16 protein-coding genes and 5 pseudogenes are annotated in these 18,607 nt (G+C 67.7%); 8 read left to right on the top strand and 13 right to left on the bottom strand.

From position 1 onward, the window contains the following. Positions 1–18: 18 nt before the first annotated feature. The 3 genes from fmdA to AQJ46_RS01290 all read right to left on the bottom strand — a co-directional run bounded on the left by fmdA (position 19) and on the right by AQJ46_RS01290 (position 2,792). Positions 19–1,266: a formamidase gene (gene fmdA / locus AQJ46_RS01300; protein WP_059203780.1), complete on the bottom strand. Its 1,248-nt coding sequence runs from the start codon at positions 1,264–1,266 to the stop codon at positions 19–21. Between the two features lie 42 nt (positions 1,267–1,308). Further along, positions 1,309–1,590, bottom strand: a complete 282-nt coding sequence (locus tag AQJ46_RS01295; protein ID WP_059203779.1) for a zinc ribbon domain-containing protein — start codon at positions 1,588–1,590, stop codon at positions 1,309–1,311. A gap of 104 nt (positions 1,591–1,694) precedes the next feature. After that, on the bottom strand, positions 1,695–2,792 hold the full coding sequence (locus tag AQJ46_RS01290; protein ID WP_059203778.1) for a substrate-binding domain-containing protein: 1,098 nt from the start codon (positions 2,790–2,792) through the stop codon (positions 1,695–1,697). A gap of 109 nt (positions 2,793–2,901) precedes the next feature. Between AQJ46_RS01290 and AQJ46_RS01285 the strand changes: the two genes are divergently transcribed. Then, on the top strand, positions 2,902–3,342 hold the full coding sequence (locus tag AQJ46_RS01285; protein WP_059203777.1) for a MarR family winged helix-turn-helix transcriptional regulator: 441 nt from the start codon (positions 2,902–2,904) through the stop codon (positions 3,340–3,342). A 429-nt stretch (positions 3,343–3,771) separates the two neighbouring features. Here AQJ46_RS01285 and AQJ46_RS01280 read toward each other — a convergent pair whose 3' ends face one another. From AQJ46_RS01280 to AQJ46_RS01255, 6 genes are all read right to left on the bottom strand, one after another. Next, positions 3,772–4,710 (bottom strand): hypothetical protein, encoded by a 939-nt coding sequence (locus tag AQJ46_RS01280; protein WP_059203776.1) that lies wholly within the window; start codon positions 4,708–4,710, stop codon positions 3,772–3,774. Then, positions 4,707–5,195 carry a hypothetical protein gene (locus tag AQJ46_RS01275; protein ID WP_059204369.1) on the bottom strand — a complete coding sequence of 163 codons (489 nt, stop codon included), beginning with the start codon at positions 5,193–5,195 and terminating at the stop codon, positions 4,707–4,709. The genes AQJ46_RS01280 and AQJ46_RS01275 overlap by 4 nt, the downstream gene beginning before the upstream one ends. Next, entirely contained in the window at positions 5,195–6,421 is a 1,227-nt protein-coding gene (locus tag AQJ46_RS01270) for a macrolide family glycosyltransferase (protein WP_059203775.1), read from the bottom strand. The genes AQJ46_RS01275 and AQJ46_RS01270 overlap by 1 nt, the downstream gene beginning before the upstream one ends. Beyond that, a complete protein-coding gene (locus tag AQJ46_RS01265; RefSeq protein WP_059203774.1) occupies positions 6,418–7,344 on the bottom strand; it encodes a patatin-like phospholipase family protein in 927 nt (308 codons plus the stop codon). The genes AQJ46_RS01270 and AQJ46_RS01265 overlap by 4 nt, the downstream gene beginning before the upstream one ends. Before the next feature lie 69 nt (positions 7,345–7,413). Then, positions 7,414–7,974, bottom strand: a complete 561-nt coding sequence (locus tag AQJ46_RS01260) for a DUF5134 domain-containing protein (RefSeq protein ID WP_063803744.1) — start codon at positions 7,972–7,974, stop codon at positions 7,414–7,416. A 61-nt stretch (positions 7,975–8,035) separates the two neighbouring features. Beyond that, positions 8,036–8,563 (bottom strand): cupin domain-containing protein, encoded by a 528-nt coding sequence (locus tag AQJ46_RS01255; protein ID WP_455770086.1) that lies wholly within the window; start codon positions 8,561–8,563, stop codon positions 8,036–8,038. Between the two features lie 135 nt (positions 8,564–8,698). Here AQJ46_RS01255 and AQJ46_RS01250 point away from each other — a divergent pair, with 135 nt between their 5' ends. The 4 genes and pseudogenes from AQJ46_RS01250 to AQJ46_RS56065 all read left to right on the top strand — a co-directional run. Next, on the top strand, positions 8,699–9,439 hold the full coding sequence (locus AQJ46_RS01250) for an SDR family oxidoreductase (RefSeq protein ID WP_059203772.1): 741 nt from the start codon (positions 8,699–8,701) through the stop codon (positions 9,437–9,439). Between the two features lie 51 nt (positions 9,440–9,490). After that, a pseudogene (locus AQJ46_RS59425) lies at positions 9,491–9,927 on the top strand (pyruvate dehydrogenase (acetyl-transferring), homodimeric type); the annotation flags it as partial. 248 nt (positions 9,928–10,175) lie between these two features. Further along, a pseudogene (locus tag AQJ46_RS59420) lies at positions 10,176–10,337 on the top strand (hypothetical protein); the annotation flags it as partial. Between the two features lie 328 nt (positions 10,338–10,665). Next, positions 10,666–10,911 (top strand): annotated as a pseudogene (locus tag AQJ46_RS56065) (VOC family protein); the annotation flags it as partial. A gap of 134 nt (positions 10,912–11,045) precedes the next feature. Here the strand turns inward: AQJ46_RS56065 and AQJ46_RS51625 are convergent. Continuing rightward, the gene (locus tag AQJ46_RS51625; protein ID WP_079072063.1) at positions 11,046–11,462 is read right to left on the bottom strand and encodes an OsmC family protein; all 417 of its coding nucleotides are present in this window, start codon (positions 11,460–11,462) and stop codon (positions 11,046–11,048) included. A 326-nt stretch (positions 11,463–11,788) separates the two neighbouring features. Continuing rightward, complete coding sequence (locus tag AQJ46_RS51620; RefSeq protein ID WP_079072062.1) at positions 11,789–12,457, bottom strand: SsgA family sporulation/cell division regulator; 669 nt, start codon at positions 12,455–12,457, stop codon at positions 11,789–11,791. 156 nt (positions 12,458–12,613) lie between these two features. On the opposite strand from AQJ46_RS51620, the pseudogene AQJ46_RS01235 reads away from it, so the two are divergent. Continuing rightward, positions 12,614–13,905 (top strand): annotated as a pseudogene (locus tag AQJ46_RS01235) (NAD(P)/FAD-dependent oxidoreductase). Between the two features lie 299 nt (positions 13,906–14,204). On the opposite strand, the gene AQJ46_RS01230 reads toward AQJ46_RS01235, so the two are convergent. Both AQJ46_RS01230 and AQJ46_RS01225 read right to left on the bottom strand, forming a co-directional pair. After that, positions 14,205–14,840, bottom strand: a complete 636-nt coding sequence (locus AQJ46_RS01230) for a hypothetical protein (RefSeq protein ID WP_059203770.1) — start codon at positions 14,838–14,840, stop codon at positions 14,205–14,207. A 274-nt stretch (positions 14,841–15,114) separates the two neighbouring features. Then, positions 15,115–15,957: a sigma-70 family RNA polymerase sigma factor family protein gene (locus tag AQJ46_RS01225; RefSeq protein WP_318656707.1), complete on the bottom strand. Its 843-nt coding sequence runs from the start codon at positions 15,955–15,957 to the stop codon at positions 15,115–15,117. 487 nt (positions 15,958–16,444) lie between these two features. Here AQJ46_RS01225 and AQJ46_RS01220 point away from each other — a divergent pair, with 487 nt between their 5' ends. Together AQJ46_RS01220 and qcrB are read left to right on the top strand one after the other, a co-directional pair. Beyond that, a complete protein-coding gene (locus AQJ46_RS01220; protein WP_059203768.1) occupies positions 16,445–16,717 on the top strand; it encodes a WhiB family transcriptional regulator in 273 nt (90 codons plus the stop codon). Between the two features lie 225 nt (positions 16,718–16,942). Beyond that, positions 16,943–18,555 (top strand): annotated as a pseudogene (qcrB, locus tag AQJ46_RS01215) (cytochrome bc1 complex cytochrome b subunit). The last annotated feature ends 52 nt before the right edge of the window (positions 18,556–18,607 follow it).

The following is an 18,607-nucleotide window of genomic DNA, read 5'->3' as shown; positions in this document are numbered from 1 at the left end:
GGCTGCCTTTCGAGACGTTCAGGAAGTGACGGCGCACTGGCCGCGGTCGGCCTTTCGCGGGCCCTCGGCCGTCGGCCGGATGTCGAAGTCGAAGATTGCCGTGGGGAGGTAGAGGGTGCTGCACGCGTTCGGGATGTCCACGACGCCGCTGAGGCGGCCCTCGATCGGGGCGGAGCCGAGCAGCAGGTAGGCCTGTTCACCGCTGTAGCCGAAGGTCTTCAGGTACTCGACGGCGTTGAGGCAGGCGTTGCGGTACGCCATGGTCGCGTCGAGGTAGTGGTTGGTGTCGGTCTCGTGGTCGACGGAGATGCCGACGAACGAGATGAACTCGGTGTACTGCGGCGCGACGTTGCCGGGCATGAAGATCGGGTTGGTCGTGACGCCGTACTTCTCCATGCCGCCCTTGATGAGGTCGACGTGCAGGTCGATGAAGCCGCCCATCTCGATGGCGCCGCAGAAGGTGATCTCGCCGTCGCCCTGGCTGAAGTGCAGGTCGCCGCCGGAGAGCAGGGCGCCGGGGACGAGGACGGGGTAGAAGACCCGGGAGCCGCGGGTGAAGTTCTTGATGTCGTGGTTGCCGCCGTTCTCCCGGGCCGGGACAGTGCGGGCGCCCTCGGCGGCGATCCGCCTGCCGACGTCGTCGCTCGCCGTTCCGGCCAGGGCGTTGTCGGCGAGGGGTGGCAGCGCGAGGGCCGGCACCCGGTGCGGGTCGGTGTCGATGAGGGCCTGCTCGCGGGCGTTCCAGCGGGCCAGCAGTTCGGCTGAGGGCGCGGTGCCGAAGAGGCCGGGATGGGTGATCCCGGTGTAGCGGACGCCGGGAATGTGGCGTGAGGTGGCCTGCTGGCCGTGGAAGTCCCAGACGGCCTTGTAGGAGTCGGGGAAGTGGTCGGTGAGGAATCCGCCGCCGTTGTCGCGGGCGAAGACGCCGGTGTAGCCCCAGCCCTGACCCGAGCCCTCGCCCTCCGCCTGCGGCACGGGGCCCAGGTCGAGGATGTCCACGACGAGCAGGTCACCGGGTTCGGCGCCCTCTACGGCGATGGGGCCGCTGAGCATGTGCGCGTGGGTGAGGTCGACGTCGCGGACGTCGTTGGCGGAGTCGTTGTTCCCGATCTGGTTGTCGGTCCAGTCCCGGCACTCGATACGGAACTCCGAGCCGGGCCGCACCGTGACGGCGGGCGGGATGTCGGGGTGCCAGCGGTTGTGGCCGGGCACTTTCTGGTCACGCATGGACAGGGCCTGGTCGACGCTGAAGACGACTTCGGGCATGGACTGCCTCCGTAATCCGGTACTGCGCGGTGCGTGTGGGGATCAGGGTTTGGGGAGCCCGGCCTGACGGGGATCGGCCGAAGGGGTCGGCCGGCGGCGGGCCGGGGGTGCGGCGGTGACGACCCGCGGCTCATGGGCGCTGGCCTCCTGTGCGTGCAGGGCACGGGCCAGGGGGGCGGAGGTGCGGGCGAGCAGCGGGGCGGTGAAGACCCGGCGGGACGGGCCTGCGCAGTTCTCGCACGGCTCCTCGGCGAGAGCCCGGCCGATCGGCCGGGCCACGTCGAAGGGGCCGCAGCCCGCACAGCGGTACTGATACATGGCCATGGGCTATCAACCTCCAAAAGCTTCGAGAAAAAAGTATTTCCAGCCGAAGTAATTGGGCAAGGGGGTCGCGTGTTGCGCACAGGTAAAAAAGAACTCCCCGCGGGTCAGGGAAGCTGCTGCAGCACGTCCCACCGCAGCCCGTCGGCCGCCGCGAGGAAAACCCGCTGCTCGAGGTGGCGGTCACGGATCTGGACCGTGCCGCGGGGGCTCTCGTACTCCAGCCCCTCGGCGGTCGCCTGGATGCGCCGCACATCCGTGTCGCCCGCCCGGCGCAGGAGTTCGGTGAGCATGCGCACGCCCTCGTAGCACGACTCGCCGAGGCTGTTGAGCACCGGTGCGCCGGGGCCGAACCGGCGGAAGTAGGCGGCGGCGAAGTCGAGCCCGGACGCGGTCGGCAGGTCCTCGAAGTAGCCGGCCGAGGTCATCAGGCCCCGGGTGTTCTCCGGGCCGGTGGCCAGCAGGACGTTCTCCTCGATCAGGGAACTGAACCGGATGAGGTCGCGGTCCAGCCCGGCCGCGGTGAAGGCGCGGTTGAAGAGGACGGCGTCCTGCCCGATCAGCAGCATCAGCACGGCCTCGCAGCCGCTTGCCGCGACTCGCGCGAGGACGGGCCCGAAGTCCTGGGTGCCCAGCGGCACGTACATCTCGTCACAGACCTCGCCGCCCAGTTCGCGCAGATAGCGGTGGGCGGCACGGGCCGACGAGCGGGGCCAGACGTAGTCGTCGCCGACGATCGTCCAGCGGCGGATGTCCAGTTCGCTCGCGAACCACCGCAGCGCGGGCCGCAGTTGACGGTTCGGGGTCTCACCGGTGAGAAAGACGCCCGGGGAGCGCTCGCCGCCCTCGTACAGTGCCGTGTAGACGTAGGGCACCCGGCCGTCGATGCGTGGGGCGACGACCTCGCGGACGGCGGAGATGTGCCAGCCGGCCACCGCGTCGACGACGCCTCCGGAGATCAGGGCGTCGACCTCCGTGGCCACCTGCTCGGGCGGCGCACCGCCGTCGACGAGCACCAGGCGAACCTCCCTGCCCAGTACGCCCGATGCGGCGTTGACCTCCTCGGCCGCGAGCTGGGCGCAGCACTCGCAGGAGGGGCCGAAGATGCCGGCCGGGCCCTGGAGCGGTATCACCAGGGCGACATCCAGTGCGTCACGGGCCCGGTTCGCCGGGGCGCCGAGCCGGACAGACGCCTTCTCGATCATAGGCGCTCACCCTAGCCATTGCTTGCTACGAGAATATTTCACAGCGATAAGGAAAGGACTGTATCGTGGAATCACTCCACCCGTAGATCACGACGACTCTGGCAGGGCGATGACCACGACCACCCCGGCGGCCGTAGCCGATCTCGACCTCGCGCGAGCGCTCACCCTCGTCGAGCGCAGCGTCGTCCTACGGCTCGGTGAGGCGCTGAAGGCCGAGAGCGGCACGCTCGAGGAGTGGCGGGTGCTGTCTTTCCTGGGCGACGGCGAAGGCCATGCCATGACTGAGATCGCCGAGTTCGCGCTGCTGTCCGCGCCCACCCTGACCAAGGTCGTCGACCGCATGGTCTCCCTGAACCTCGTCCTGCGCCGGGTCGACGACCAGGACCGGCGGCGCGTGCTGGTCTTCGCGTCCGAGCGGGGCAACGAGGCGCTGACCCGCTGGACGGCGGCGGTCGAACAGGAGCAGGAGGGCATCGTGTCCGCTCTCGGTGCGGAGGAGACGGCCCTGCTGAGGGCATTGCTCCAGAGGGCCTCCCGACGCCTCGTGTGAGCGGTCGCGCCGCGCGGCGTGGGTGCCGCGGCCTTTCGGCCGACTGCTCGGCGCGGGCGTGCCGGCCGCGCGTCCTGCGCCGATTCCTCGAAGGCGGGGCCCAATACCCACCTGCGCTCTGCAAAGTCCGCGGCGCCCCGCTGGAGGCACTGGTCAGGTTGTGGCCCTCTGCGGTCGCGGCACGGATTGGCTGGCCGTGCGGGCTCACCGCGGGCCGAGCCGACCGTGTTGGGTCCAGTGGCCTGCGATCCCACTGTCCTTTGCCTCATCGAGGCCTCCTGATGGAGCGTCAGGCGCGCTGCGATGCGGCTCTGGAGGCCCGGCCGGACGGGGCGTGCTGTTGTATTCGGGGACGTCGGGCCGTACTGGGAATTGCCGGGCCTGAGCAGCCCTTTGGGCCCCGGCACCGTGGTGCCCTGGTCGGGGCCCTCATGGCAACGGGTCGCCTCGGGCGACGGTCGTGCTGTGGTGGGCGCGGATGATCGCGATCACCGTGTCGGCGGTGTGGTCGAGGTGGCTGCGGCCATCGGGCAGCTGAGCCGTTGGGCTGATGTAGCTCTGAGTACCGAAGTGAGTGGCCGGGTCGAGTCGATGCACGGTGATCTTCCCGGCACGAACGGCCCGGTTCCATCCGCTACGACGGAAGAGCCGCCAGCGCTGGGGGAAGATCCAGGTGCCGATCTGCTCAATTCGGTCGTTCGTGCTGGTGAGTTGATGCAGGTGCTCGGCATGGGTGAGGTCGTTGGATCCGTTGTGGAACCCGCCGAGCGTGATCAGGAGGAGCGGGCAGCGTAGCCGTGTGTACAGCTCGTCGACCGCGCCGGTGGTGACCTGGGCGCCGCCGCTGTAGCTGAGCAGAACCACGGGCATACCGCTGTCGGGCTGGTAGCCGGCGAACCGGAGCTGAGTGGCGATCTGGGAGCCAACGGCCCGGTTGTACAGGGGCCGGTAGCGGTGGTCGGCGGCGACGAAGGTCTGCATGACGTTGTGGAGGAACAGCAGCAGCCCGATGCGGCGGCGCAGCCACGCCCACACCGGCCGGTCGGCGAGCGGGTCGGCCAGTGGTGAATAGGGTTGTATCTGTCCCAGCACTCGCAGCTCCGGCGCTCCGGCGATCAGGGCCTCGACCAGCTGGCCGCCGTCCCGGCTGTCACGGACGCGGCGTTTGCCGATGCCGTCGAGGTAGACCAGGTAGGCACCCGGGGGCCTGTCAGAGGTCGCACCCCGGGCGTAGGGGACGCCTTCCGGGAGCTCGGTGGCAGGTACTCGCCAGCCGGCGCCGTAGGCCAGAACCTCGTAGCGGGCCAGCAGGGCTTCGGCCAGCAGAGCAGGCCCGACCACGCAGGCCCAGAACAAGAAATCGTTCATGCGATCGGCTCCTGTGCTCCGGTCCCGCTGATCCTCACGACGAGATGCCGGACGGTCTCCACTGCGAGAGCGAGCCCGGCCCCGGCGACGGCGACGCAACCGGCGGCGCTCCACCAGCCCAGCCCGCTTGCCGCGGCGAGCGGGCCGACCAGACCGGCCCCCACCCCCACGAAGAGCACCAGGTGGAGCAGAGGTCCGAGCAACGGGAAGGCGAGGACGCCGGCGAGCACCAGTGGGGCGACCACGCCTGGTGTCCATTCCAGGCCGGTTCCTGGCGATGGAGAGGACACCACCAACTCGGCCATGGTCCACGCGGTCAGCGGCCACAGGGCGAACATCACACCCTCGACGAGGCCGGCGGGCAGCAGCAAGGCGGCCATGAGAGTCCGCGGCATACCAGGTCGGCGCGCTACGAGAGGCAGGATGCGCCCGGCGGCCTCCGACACCCCGGCGAACGCCAGCAGGACAACGACGGCGGGGGACATCACTCGGCCTCGCTGTGCCGGACCGGCGGAGACGACTGACCGGCCGAGCCGGCCGCGTGCAGGTACCGCTCGAGTTCGTCGGCGGCGCGCCGATATCCCCCCGCTTCGCGCTGGGCGACCCGCAGGGTGCGCGCGGCTGCTCGGAACCGGGGGTCGTGGAGCAGCTGCTGGGCGAGGACGTGCACCGAGCCCCTTGTGACGTCCTGGGTACGGATCGACAAGCCGGCGCCGAGCTCGACGACGCGTCGGGCCACCATCGGCTGATCGGCACCCTGGGGGACCACCAGCAGGGGAACCCCGGTGTACATGGCCTCGTTGACGCTGTTCATCCCGCCGTGGGTGACGAACAGCGCCGCGCGGGCCAGCACCTCCAGTTGCGGCACGAAGCGGCGGGCGAGCACGTTGTCCGGCAACGGCCCCAGCGCCTCGGGGTCGGTCTGCCCGGTGGAGACGATCACGGTGCCGCCCAGCGGGGCGAGCTCGGTGGCCAGGCTGCGCAGCAACTGGGGGTCGGCGTTGAACACCGTGCCCAGCGAGGCGAACAGCACCGGGTCCCGCAGCCGGTCGGTCGGGAACGACGGGTCGGCCGGTCGGGCGCCGATGCTCGGGCCGACGAACCGGTAGGACTGGTCGAAGTCCTCGACGGCAGGCTGGAACGCCCGTGAGGTGTAGACCAGGTTGAGCGGCTGGCGGATGTTCGCCAGGTCGAGCAGGGGCAGCCCACGCGCGTCGAAACGGCGGTGCAGTGCCCAGCGGGATCGCAGGTAGCCCTGGACACTGCGGGGTTGAGCCGTCGCCGCGGTCAGCAGGTCCAAGGAGCCACGGGTGGGGCTGGGGACACGCCGGTTGAGGGCGAACGTGGTGAACGAGGAGGCTGCGGGTACCCCGAGTTCGCGGGCGGCCACCGCGCCCCACAGACAGGCGCTGTCGTGGACGATCAGGTCGGGTCGGTTGCTGCTCAGGTCGGTGAGCACGGCGGGCAGGATGTGAACGGCGGTGCTCGCGAGTGACTCCATCCACGTGAGCGGTGTCGGCGGGTCCGGGAAGGGCTGGTCGCCCCCGGGGTACAGGTGCACGCTCGCGCCGGTCGCCTCGATCTCCTCACGGAACGCGGGCGAGGTGTGGTACGTGACGGTGTGGCCGCGCCGAACGAGTTCGGCCACGACCGGCAGCGTCGGGTTGACGTGGCCGTGCATGCCGATGCTGAGGAACGCGATGGTGCTCACAGGCCGACCTCCGCTGTGGAAGAAATGGTTGTCTCGTCCGGGCCTTCCGCTGCCGCCGAGGAGTCGTCGACCCGGTACAGCCCCGGCCCGCTGATGCGCAGACCGTTCAGAAAGCGCTCGGCTGCGAGGCACGCTGTAGTGATCAGCCGCTGGGACTGTCCGAAGTCCCACGGTGCGGGCCAGGCTTCGATGCCGGTCGGCAGCACGACGGTCGGGATGTGCTGGGAGACCTCGCGCAGGTCACGCTCGATCTGGTGGTGCAACAGCAGCAGCCCGGCCCTGGCGGCGATCGCACTGGCACGTCGACGCGGAATCATTGGGCGCAACGGCGAGCTCTCCGGGCCGGTTGCCACGACCACCACACTGGCCGCCCCGGCCTGCAGGGCCGCCAGTACCGGGACATAGGCGATCAGCCCGCCGTCGACGAGGGTCCGCCCCGCACGATCCACCGGGGGCAGCATCCCGGGAATGGCTGCGCTGGCCAGCAGTGCGGACTCGAGATCCCCGCGGTCGAGCAGCACCGGAGCACCGGTGACCAGGTCCGTGGCCACCGCGGTGAACGGGACCGCCAGTTCCTCGATCCGCGCGGGCAGCCCGGCCCGGGCGATCAGCCGGCGCAGACCGCGATCGGTGAAGACGCTGCTCCGCGAGGACAGGTAGCCGAGCGGATACACGTCACGGCGACGCAATTGGGTCCACACGTGGTCCAGCCACGGCGCGGCTCTGTGGGGGTGGGCAGCCGCTATCGCCCCGTTGAGGGCACCCACCGAGGTACCGATGATCATGTCTGGGGCGAATCCGTGGTGCTCCAGCGCATACCCGACACCGATGTGCGCCGCTCCGAGCACACCACCGGCGCCCACCACCACGGCCACGGGACGGGGAAGGGTGTGCAGACCCACCGTGGTGGGGTTTCCCCTCATGATCCACCTTTCTCACAGGATGTGTGACACCGTTGGTCACCAGCACCGGGCACTGTCCGGAGCCCGGTGTCAGTGGGGGCTGAGCAGCATGACGGCAGTGCCCAGGGCCGTCGATCCTTGCCAGAAGCGGTCGCAGGGCCCGCCGAGGTCGGTGGACATGCCCACGCTGCCCGGAGCCCCGACCAGCGTGGGCATGTCCCGGGTCAGCGACCGGAGAGCGTAGGCCAGCAGACAGAGTGTCAGTGCGCCCGTGACCAGGTCGCCGGTGTGCGCGTCCGTGACGCTGCCGTGCCGCACCGGCATCCATGCCATGGCGACCATGCCGACCGCGTGGGGCGACCTGTGTACGAGGCCGGCCAGTCTGGGGCCACGGAGGCTGAGGACCGCGGTCAGCGGGAACCACAGCGCCGCGGCGGCGAAGAAGAAGGTCGTCCGTCCCGGTGGCGGCCCGTCGTCGATCTGGTGCCACGGCATCACCGCCATGGCCGAAGCCATGGCGGTGTGCAGGAGACTGTCGCCCAGGCCGCGCCATCCGGAGCCTCGTGTCAGCACGGCCCGCCGCAACGTGTGAACGGCCGCGGCCGCGAACAGGGCCGTCAGCATGCCGTGCACGACATCAGTGGCGCTCATGCCGCACCACGCCCTCCCACGAAGCGGACGGGTCCCTTCACAACCGCCGCGTACGGGGCGGTCAGTCGGTGGGCCGTGGGGCGCGGAGGTGGGCCCGCTGGGCCAGTTCCTCCTCCTCGACCAGTTGCACCATGGGCTTGCCCGGCGCGCACAGCATGGTCACGACGAACCGGGTGCGCGCGTCGGACAGCGCGTTGCCGTCCTGGTAGTGGATCGCGTCGCCACCCGGTTCCCAGAACGTCCCGCCCGCCTCGATCACCCGCTCGGGCTCACCCTCGAGCTCGAAGCGGACGGCGCCCTCGAGGACGTAGCCGAACGCCGGTCCTGGGTGGCGGTGGGGCGGGGTTCCCGGGTCTCCGGGCTCCCACTCGACGAAGATGGTCATCGCCGACGCGCCTTCTGCCACCGTGAGCGGATCGGTGTCCTGCAGCATCGTCGCCGCCGTCTTCCATCCTTCCGACTTGGCCCGCACTCCGGTCTCCTGCGCTGAGTCCTTGTCCGACATGTGTCGGCCTCCCTCGGATCCACCTGGATTCACTGAGCCATGGCTGCCATGGCCTCTCCAGTGATGACCGGGCTCCACACGGATCTGTGACACACGCGACCACACCAGTGTCACAACATTGGTATGAGTCCTGTCCTAGGTGGTGTGAGGGACCGACATCACCGCCACCTCACGAACCATCAGCGGGGTCACCGACCCCTCGACGGGAAGGAGTCCTGAATGCGGGTCGTTGTAGCGGGAGCCACCGGTCTGATCGGTTCCAGGACGGTCGCCAGGCTTCGGGACCACGGTGTGGAGGTCGTGCGCCTGTCACGCGGTGAGGGCGTCGACGTCACGACCGGGAAGGGCCTCGACGAGGCCATGCGCGGTGCCGATGTGGTGGTGGACGTCACCGACACGCCCTCCCGCGGGGAACTGGAGAGCCTGGAGTTCTTCGGCACGGCGACCCGCAACCTGCTGGAGGCCGCGGCGAAGGCGGGCGCCGTACATCACGTGACCCTGTCCATCGTGGGGGCCGACCATCTGCAGGCGGGCTACTTCCGTGCGAAGGCGCTGCAGGAGGAGCAGGTGCGGCGCTCGCCCATGCCCTGCTCCATCGTGCGTGCCACGCCGTTCTTCGAGTCGGTGGAATACATGTCGCGCGCGGCGACGTACGGAGACGTCGTCCATGTCGCGCCGGTCCTGATCCGTCCCGTGTCGACGGACGACGTCGCCGCCGCGGTCGCCCATGTCGCTGTCGGAATACCGCTGTTCGGAGTTCTGGAGGTCGCCGGTCCGGAGGAGCACCGCCTCGACGACCTCACCGCGAAGCTGCTGGCAGCGCGCGGCTACCTGCGGGACGTGGTCCCCGACGCCCACACGCCGTTCTTCGGGGCGGTGCTCGGGCAGCGGGCGCTGCTGCCCGGGGCGGGCGCCCAGCTGGGGCACGAAACCTTCTCCGAGTGGATCGCGCGGCGATGACGTCGTCGGCACGCACCGTCTCCCGGCGCCACGCCCTGACAGGAAACAGCCATGAGTGAGCTCGACCAACTACCCGACCGGGACACTGAAGAGACTGCCGAATGGCAGGCGTCGCTCGACGCGGTCGTGCGCAACGCCGGGCCGGAGCGGGCCGTGTACCTGCTACGACGGGTGCACGAGTTCGCGGCCCGGTCAGGTGTGTCCCTGCCCGGCTCCTGACCTCCGACTACATCAACACGATATCGGCGTCGGCGCAGCCGGCCTTTCCCGGTGACGTCGCCATGGAGTCCAGGATCACCGGCCTGAACCGATGGAACGCGGCGGCGATGGTGACCCGCGGCTCCCGCTTCGGGCTCGGCGGCCACATCTCCACCTACGCTTCGGCCGCCTGGCTGTACGAGATCGGGTTCCACCACTTCTTCCAGGGCAAGGATGGGGCCGGCTCGGGCGACCAGCTGTACTTCCAGGGGCATGCCTCGCCCGGCATCTGTCGTCCTGGCGCAGACGGTGAAGGGGCACACGCTCGGCTCGGCCTTCGAGTCGCGCAACGCCAACCACCAGATGAAGAAGCTGACCATGGCGCAGTTCCGTGAGATGCGTGACCTGCTCGAACTCCCCATCCCCGACAGCGCGTTGAGCGGTGATCTGGTGCCGTACTGGCACCCGGGCGAGAACTCGGAGGAGGTGCGGTACCTGCGTGAGCGGCGGGCGGCGCTGGGCGGCCCTGCCCCGGTGGGAGGGGCTCCAACACGCCGACGGGCACTCCCACTTGCTGGCCTCCACGAATCCCGCCGCCGTGTCCTACGATCCGGCGTTCACGTACGAGATCGCAGTGATCGTGCGGGAGGGGCTGCGCCGCATGTACGGTGACAGGCCCGAGGACGTCTTCTACTACCTTGGTTATGCCCCGGTGGGCACCGGCGTCGACCGGCCCGTGAGCGTTGCCGGGCGCCGGTGGGCGATCGAGGAGTGCTTTCAGGCCGCGAAGAACGAGTGCGGCCTGGATCATTACGAGGTCCGCCGTTACGTCGGCTGGACACGGCACATCACCCTGGCCATGCCTGCACACGCCCTTCTCGCGGTCACGGCGGCGCAGGCGGCGGCAAAGGGGACTGCAGAAACGGTTCCACCCTGGTTGCACTCACCGCGGCGGAAGTCCGCCGGCTGCTGGCAGCCGGCCTCGCGCACCGACCCTGCCCGTCGCTTCGCATCCACGCAATGAGCTGGTCACATTGGAAGCGCCCCAGAACGGCGACCGGGCATCCTGCTTCCTCAACGTGCGTGTAGCCGATATGGCCGCCTTTTACGCACATGCCGTGGCTAACGGAGTCCACTTCCTCACCGAGCCGGTCGACCGCGTCTCCGAGCTGCGCTGCTATCTGCGCGACCCCGACGGATACCTCATCGAGGTAGGCCAGTCGACCGGTTTGATCAAGAGTCTCCAAGCGAAACCCTCTCCAGACCCAAGGTAATGTCACCGCTGCAGCCCGAGTACCAAAGGCCAAGCAAGGGGAAATCTGACAACGCATGCTCAACGGCCATGTGTTGAACTCCACCAGCCGGGATCGGCTCCGGTTGTTGCTGCCGCAGGGGCGCCCAAATTCCCCTACTCGGGCAGTCCGGGCTGACCGGTTGACCCCTGCCACACCGTGGAGAGGGTCACCACCGAGACACTATTTGTCAGCAGTCGGTGCACCGGGCAGCGGCCAGCCACTGCCAGTAGCCGTTCTGACTGGGAAGGTTCAAGTTCGCCGGAGAGGTGGATCTCCTTGATGATCTCTGAGTCCGAACCGAACCTGAGGTCTACGTCGACCTGATGCAAGGGCCAGCTGTGCCGGTCGGCATAGGCGCGTACCGCCATTGAGGTACAAGACCCAAGCGCCGCCAGGAGCAGCTCTCCTGGGGTGGGACCGGTGTCGGAACTGACGGGCTCCGGTTCATCGGATCTCAGAAGGTGGGTGCCGATCACAACGGTGCGGGCAAGGCGTCTGCCCTCGCTGACAGAAACGGTGCGCGTAGACATGAGTCAACCTCTCTGGGGAGGACAAACAATCTGCAACCTCCGCGCCCCTGGGCACGGGCACGACCCTCGGCGCTACCAGTAAGACAGCGCTCACCGTGCGGGTGTGACACAGGTCCCCGGTAGCGGGGGGATCTCCCTCGCAAGCGGCCGCGTCCTGTCGGTGAAAGACGGAACCGGCGGGATGTGCGGGCGCTGTCGACACCCGCGCCGGCCGGTCGTCACCGGCCGGTACCGGGATGAGTGTGGGTGGGCGGTAAGCCTGGCTCAGTAGTGAAAACCCGAGCTGGCCGGGCACTCGGGGCAGGCATCTGTTCCGCTCAGACTCTTCATGTCTCGTTCAGGAGTTGGGCGGTGGCGCTTTGAATGTCCAGATAGCGCGTCTCTTCTCCCAGAGGTACAACCGCTAGGGTGCGTTCAAGGAATGCCCTGATCACTATCGTCGGCGCGGCGACCAGGTCTGTTGAGTCACCCGAGTGCAGAGAAATGAATACGAGCTCCGCACCTCGGATCCTGGAGGGCCAGATCTGCACGTCGCCGAGACCACTGAGCCGCCGCAGACCGGACACCAGGAGTTCGCGGGCGAATGTCCACTCGACGGACTTATCGGTGCCCACATTGAACTCCAGGCCCACTGAGAAAGGTTCGGCGCTGTCATACCGGAGATCTGTTGTCGCCTGCGGATACTCTTGACCTTGAACCAGTCGTACGAGTGTGCGGCACGTCACCGTCTCGCATCCAATTCCCGTACGTTCCGCGTGGACACCTTCATGGCGGTGGTTTTCCGCGTCAGCACACCCGCGATCGTCGTCGGTGTCGAAGGCGTTCCCGGTCATCAGTGTTATCCCTTCCTGTTCTTCCCGGACCGACGGGTGCTCAGCACACCCGCGCAGCGCGGTGAAGTGTGCGCCGAATGGATCGGAGCCGTCGCACCTCTGCACTGGGTCGGTCGGGCTACTGCAAGTCTCGGGTCGGTCAAGCTCTGAGACATCAGTCATCTGACTATCGGAAGAGGGTGGGACCCGCCACGCTCGTGGTACCGAGCTCCGAGCCCGCAGTTGGGGCCCGCACGCCACTGGGCCAGCCGATGACGTGTCACAACGAGAAGTATCGGCTTGTCTTCATGGGTGAAACCGAGAGAAACAGGGGACACCGTGCGTGAGATCTTGATCATCGGCGGCGGTTACGCGGGCTTCTACACCGCCGGGGCCTGGAAAAGAAGCTACGTCGGGGCGAGGCTCGCGTCACGGTCGTGGACCCGCGTCCGTACATGACGAACCAACCCTTTCTGCCGGAGGTCGTGGCGGGCGTGATCGAGGCCCGCCACGCGGCGGTGTCACTGCGGCGGCACCTGCACCGCACGCGACTGGTAGCCGGTGCGGTGACAGAAATCCGCACTAGTGAGCGCACGGTCACCGTTCGGCCGGCGAGTGGAGCGGACTACCAGTTGACGTACGACATCCTCGTCGTCACCGCGGGAGCGGTCACCTGAACGTTTCCATACCTGGACTGAGCAACCAGGCGTTCGGCCCGAAGCATGTCGAGGAAGCCGTCGCCATCCGTGACCGGCTACTGACCTCGTTCGACCGCGCAGCAACGCTGCCTTGCGGTTTCGAACGTCGCAAACTCCTCACCGTCACGTTCGGCGGGGGCGGCTTTTCCCGTGTGGAGGGCTTCGGAGAGTTGCGCTGTCCTTTCATCTGGTCGAGGCGCGCAGTCGCGTTCTTCCCGAGGCCAGTGACCGGCCCGGCGCCTGGGTGGTCCGGTCCCTGGAGGAGCGAGGCGCGTCGGTTCACCTGAACTCCCAGCTTGTCTCCGCCGAGGACGGCCACGTCGTGCTGTCGAGTGGCGCGGAGTTCGATTCGGGGCTCATCGTGTGGGCTGCCGGCAACTCGTCGAACCCGACCGTACACAATCACACGGACCTTCCCGTCGACGACCGGGGTCTCCTCCTCGTTCGGCCCGACCTTTGCGTGGGCACAGAGACGCACATAGTGTCAGAGGTGTGGGCTGCGGGCGACCACGCGGCTGTCCCCGACCTGGCGGCAGGACGACCGGGAGCGTACACCGTCCCGAACGCCCAGCACGCGGTAAGACAAGGAAAGCGCCTGGCGAAGAACATTCTGGCTACGCTGCGGGGAAGCCCATCAAGAACTACGTCCACCAGAGCCTCGGAGTGGTAGCGACCTTGGGATTGGGCCGCGGGGTCTTCCAGAACCGGCGTCTGGTCATCAAGGGCTTCCCGGCATAACTCATGCACCGTGGCTATCACGTGCTCGCCGTATCGTCATGGGAGCGCAAGATCTGCGTGCTGGCTGTCTGGCCGACCGCCGCGCTCCACGGGCGTGACATAGTCTCCCCGGCCTCGGCGCAGCATCCCGGGGAGGCCTTCGTGGCTCGGGGCAAACCACGCCGGAGGGAGCAGCCCGAGGCCGCCGCCCCGTGAGGGAGGCCGACAGTGCAGTCAACAACATCTCAAGAGTGTTTTCGTCAGACCGGTGTGCAGTGTGCCCCGCCCGCCAGGTCACGCCGACTGCCGGCAGTGCCGACCACGCTCGTTAGTGGGTATACTGATCACAACGTTCGCGACGTCATGTTCGACACGGTCATCGTGAAGATGTCGCACGTTGGCACCGAGGTCTCAGAGCCGACCTGGTGCAGTGCTCCGGGTGCCGTCCTCCCCCCGTGGCCGGTGCCCGGAGTCACACTGACCAGGTGAGCAGCAAGGCTTGGTCGCCGACGGTCTCAGGCCTGCTTGGCGTAGAGGCCGCGCCCTGTCCGCCGGATACGACAAGTGCCTACCAGCCGGTCCAGGGTGCTGCGCACCGCGTTGATGCTACCGCTGTCCTTGTCGCGGCCGAGAGCCGCCGCGACATCCCGGGCCCGCACGTCGGCGTCGCCGGCTCCCTCGAAATACTCCAAAATCTGTTCGGTGAGTTTGCCGTACTTCTTGTCATCGTCACCGTCATCGTTAGTGTGAGGCCTGGGGGTACGGCTGACCGCGTTGGCCACGGCCGGGGAGGCGGAGTCCCGCGGATCCCGCCGGCTCACCGCCGGCTGCTGTTTCTGGACACCTCGTGTGATGGTGGCGTCGTCCGCAGATTCCGAGGAGGGGGTGCCCTCCTGCGGGGGCACGGGTGCTGAGGGGCGACGCCGTTTCGTGGACACCGTGGCCGCCGCGTCGGTTGCCTGAGGCTTGGCACCTCCGTGCATGAGGGCTTCGAGGGCAGTGAGGGCCCGCTGTACGGAGCCGAGATGAGCGACGACCGCGGCGAGCTCCCTCTCCAGCGCCTGCTTCTGAATCTCCAGGCGGGCCAGATCCTCTTGAAGGCTCTCGGCGGTGATCTCGATATTGTGCGCCGTGTGGCTTACGGAGACCATGTGTCCTCTTGTCCTCAATACTTTTGCGTGCTCGTCGGGTACACCTCTGGTGCCGCTCGCTCGCCCCATACAATGAGACGGGTGCCCCGGAACATCATAGGCGGATTGCGCACAACCGTGGTCGGACCAGGCGCCGTCCGATGTGGACCGCCCGCTTGCATGTCCCTTCCGGTATGGAGACGGGCGCCACCCGCACTGACCCGTGCGAGGAGATAGTGGCAGTCGGTGACTGCCGGATGCCCAAGACGATGCCCGCTCCCAGGGCCGTGCGGCACTACCGAGCGGCGCTGGACCGGTTCCAGGAACGGAGCTTGTCGGGGTTCAGGGTGACCCAGATCTGAACGACGTGGGGTCCGGCGACGTCCAGGCTGATGACCCCTGCGACCTGGCGGTCGTAACGAACGACAAGACCGGTACGCCCATTGACCGGATGGGTGTCCAGCCTGGTGCGAGGGTGCCGGGCAAGCAGCGTCAGCAGGCTGCGGGCGACCTGCTGTCTGCCGTGGACGGGCCGGACCAGGGCTCGTACCTTGCCACCGCCGTCGAAGTAGACGGTCACGTCCGGTACGAGCAGGGACGCCAATAGCCCGGCTTCCTCCGCCACGCAGGCGTCATGAACCGCGCCGGTCACCGCGTCGTGCTGCTGCGGCGTCGTGGGCCGTGTGCGCCGGTCCTGCAGACTGCGGTGTGCATGGTCGGTGAGCTGCTTGCATTCCGGCTGACTGCCGATGTCGGCGACCGTACTCTGCGCCGTCCCGAAAGCGTCGTTCAGTACGAGCGCCGCCTGCTCGGTCGGAGACAGGGATTTCAGCGAGTTCAGCATCACCTGATGAATTTCCTGTGACAGCATCTCGTACCGCTCCGACGCAGGCTCGCCGACCGTACGTGAATGCTCCCGGTCCGGTTGGGCAAGCCTGGCCACGCATATACCGCCGACGGTCTTCACGAGCCAAGCGCGCGGCTGCTCGATCCGCGCTAGCTCGTGATCGGACAACCCGTACCACAGCCGATAGGCCTCATCGACGACGTTCTCAGGCCCTGGACCGTTGCCGAGCATCCAGTACGCGACATCCAACAGGTGCTGGCGTTCCTCCGTCAGCTCCGCGATCGGCACCACCTGCCTGACGGACCTCATGCGCATCCTTCCTCTCACCTACCACTTCAGCGGCTCCACCGTCCCGTCGGCGGATACCTGTTGTGACGAGCCCGCACCAGAGGAAGTTGAGCGGCAGATGACGAGGCCCTGGTACGCGACAGAGACCGGACAGCCACAGACATTGTGACATCGGCACAACAGGCAGCGGAAGCAGCGTTCGCGGTAAACACTGACTACAGTATGTAACTGAGTCCGCCCCTGGGCCTTCGCAATCGGTGGTCGACAAGCCCTTGGTGTCACATATACGCCGACCGCTCGGTCTCATCTGTGAGAGACCTGACGGGTGTCTCCAGCCGCAGAGGGACACGTCTTCCGTGTGCTCGCAGTGCCTCGGAACACTGCGGTCCGGGACTGGACTAGGCGTTCGGCTCCCTTGTCCGAGAGGCTCCCGCCGTACGACGAGTTGAGCCGTTGAACCCTACGCATCTCGCACCGCAGGAGGTTCTTCGTGGACTGGCATGAATCGGCGACCTGCCAAGGCACTGATCCTGATCTGTTTTTCCCTGTCGGCTATGCGAGCAGTGGCTCCACGCTCATTCAGATCGCTGAGGCGAAGGCAGTGTGCCACCGATGCCCCGTGATCGACCAGTGCCTGAGCTGGGCCCTCGACACCGATCCGGTGGAGGGAATCTGGGGCGGCACCACAGAAGCGGAACGACGGGCCATGAGGCGGCGCAATGCGGCACGTGCCGACCGGCCCACGGCGAAGCCGGCGGCGTAATCGCGCGCGAACCGAGACTCCGTACGAGCCGGCAGTCAGTGTGATCGGGCAGTCGCTCCTGGCCACAACGTCGGTTCGGCACGGGTGTGTCACACCATCACCGGCCAACCGGTCGTAATGAGGACAGAGCATCAAAATCCGGCCAGGGACAGCCGTGGGCGAGACCCGTGACCCGTTACCTGTGGACGAGAGTCGCTGCGGGTGATCAGGAATGAGTGATGAACGATGAGCAACGAGAGTCGGCAGGCCGCACCACAGCAACGGCGGAAAGGTGAGAGCATCGCCCGTTGGGTCGACACCCGGCTGGGCACCTGTGGCGTGACCAGGGCCGCCGCGCGAAGGGGTCCGTGACCACTGGTCCTTCATGTTGGGGGAGATCTGTCTCTCCAGCTTCCTCGTCCTCATCGTCACAGGCGTCTACCTCTCCTTCTACTTCCATCCCTCATCGGCACCGGTGCGGTACCAGGGAAGTTACGTCCCCCTCCAGGGGCAACTGGTGTCGGAAGCGTTCAACTCGACCATGGACATCTCCTTCGATATCCGCGGCGGGCTGCTGATCCGGCAGGCCCACCACTGGGCGGCGCTGGTGTTCGTCGCCGGCATGCTCGTGCACATGATGCGGGTCTTCTTCACCGGGGCGTTTCGCAAGCCGCGCGAGCTCAACTGGGTGTTCGGCTTTCTGCTCCTGACCCTGGGCATGTTCGGTGGCCTGACAGGCTACGACCTACCGGACGACCTCCTCTCGGGAACCGGGCTGGCAGTCGTGAACGGCACCCTTCTCTCCGTACCGATCATCGGCACCTTCCTGCCGTGGTTCTTCTTCGGTGGCGAGTTCCCCGGCGACGACCTGGTGGCTCGCTTCAACACGATCTACGTCCTGGTGATCCCGGCCGCCATGCTGCTGCTGATCGTCGCCCACGCGGTCCTGACGCTGCGCCACAAGCACACCCAGTACCCCGGGCCGGGGCGTACGGACAAGAACGTCGTCGGCCTGCCGTTCAAGGTGCACGCCGTGGAGACGGCGGCATTCGGCCTCATGGTGTGTGGATTCATCTTCGTCATCGCGGCGATCGCGCAGATCAACCCCATCTGGCAGTACGGCCCCTACCGGGCCGACCAGGTGTCGGCAGGATCGCAGCCCGACCGGTACATGGGCGTGGCCGACGGGTTGCTGCGCGTCATGCCTGGCTGGGAGATCGACGCCTGGGGCCACACCCTGGCCCTCGACAACTTCATCCCGCTGGGCGTGGGGGTCGGCCTCTTCCTCACGCTGGGCGCCTATCCCTTCATCGAGTCGTGGGTTACCGGCGACGATCGAGAGCGTCACCTCCTCGACTGCCCGCGGAACCGGCCTGTGCGTACGGCACTTGGTGCCGCGTGGCTGAGTGTCTATGCCGTGGCCCTTCTCGGCGCCGCGAACGATCTGATTGCCACGCGCTTCCACGTCTCTGTCAACGCGGTGACGTGGACCGTCCGTATCGGCCTCTTCGCCGTGCCCCTCGTCGTCTTCGCCGTGACGAAACGCTGGGCCCTCGCCCTCCAGTGGCGCGATAGGGAGAATGCTGCACGGACGCGAGACCGGCGTCATCAAACGCCTTCCGCACGGCGAGTTCGTCGAGGTGCATGAACCGCTCGGCCAGGAACAGCTGCACATCCTCACGGCGCACGAGCAGGACATACCTCTTACCGCAGCCCAGGCGGGAAGCGTGAACGGCAGCCCCACCCGGGCGCAACGGCTGCGGGTCAGGCTCAGCCGGAGCTTCTACGGGGACGGAGCCCAGATACCCAAACCCACGGCGCAGGAATGCAAGGAGATCACCAGCGGTCACCGGAGCTGACATGCGGAGTGCCGGCTCACGTGCAGGGAACCGATCCCCAGCCAGGAACTCA

The sequence above is a fragment of the Streptomyces canus genome, assembly GCF_001514145.1.
Taxonomy (GTDB): Bacteria; Actinomycetota; Actinomycetes; order Streptomycetales; family Streptomycetaceae; genus Streptomyces; species Streptomyces canus.
Note: the sequence above shows the minus strand (reverse complement) of the source record. Positions and strands in the feature narration are given on the sequence as shown.

What these genes read in the sequence shown, in the direction of transcription:
- fmdA (WP_059203780.1), bottom strand. Translation starts at nt 1,266, where the DNA reads ATGCCCGAAGTCGTCTTCAGCGTCGACCAGGCCCTGTCCATGCGTGAC.
- AQJ46_RS01295 (WP_059203779.1), bottom strand. Translation starts at nt 1,590, where the DNA reads ATGGCCATGTATCAGTACCGCTGTGCGGGCTGCGGCCCCTTCGACGTG.
- AQJ46_RS01290 (WP_059203778.1), bottom strand. Translation starts at nt 2,792, where the DNA reads ATGATCGAGAAGGCGTCTGTCCGGCTCGGCGCCCCGGCGAACCGGGCC.
- AQJ46_RS01285 (WP_059203777.1), top strand. Translation starts at nt 2,902, where the DNA reads ATGACCACGACCACCCCGGCGGCCGTAGCCGATCTCGACCTCGCGCGA.
- AQJ46_RS01280 (WP_059203776.1), bottom strand. Translation starts at nt 4,710, where the DNA reads ATGAACGATTTCTTGTTCTGGGCCTGCGTGGTCGGGCCTGCTCTGCTG.
- AQJ46_RS01275 (WP_059204369.1), bottom strand. Translation starts at nt 5,195, where the DNA reads ATGTCCCCCGCCGTCGTTGTCCTGCTGGCGTTCGCCGGGGTGTCGGAG.
- AQJ46_RS01265 (WP_059203774.1), bottom strand. Translation starts at nt 7,344, where the DNA reads ATGAGGGGAAACCCCACCACGGTGGGTCTGCACACCCTTCCCCGTCCC.
- AQJ46_RS01260 (WP_063803744.1), bottom strand. Translation starts at nt 7,974, where the DNA reads ATGAGCGCCACTGATGTCGTGCACGGCATGCTGACGGCCCTGTTCGCG.
- AQJ46_RS01250 (WP_059203772.1), top strand. Translation starts at nt 8,699, where the DNA reads ATGCGGGTCGTTGTAGCGGGAGCCACCGGTCTGATCGGTTCCAGGACG.
- AQJ46_RS51625 (WP_079072063.1), bottom strand. Translation starts at nt 11,462, where the DNA reads ATGTCTACGCGCACCGTTTCTGTCAGCGAGGGCAGACGCCTTGCCCGC.
- AQJ46_RS51620 (WP_079072062.1), bottom strand. Translation starts at nt 12,457, where the DNA reads ATGACTGATGTCTCAGAGCTTGACCGACCCGAGACTTGCAGTAGCCCG.
- AQJ46_RS01230 (WP_059203770.1), bottom strand. Translation starts at nt 14,840, where the DNA reads ATGGTCTCCGTAAGCCACACGGCGCACAATATCGAGATCACCGCCGAG.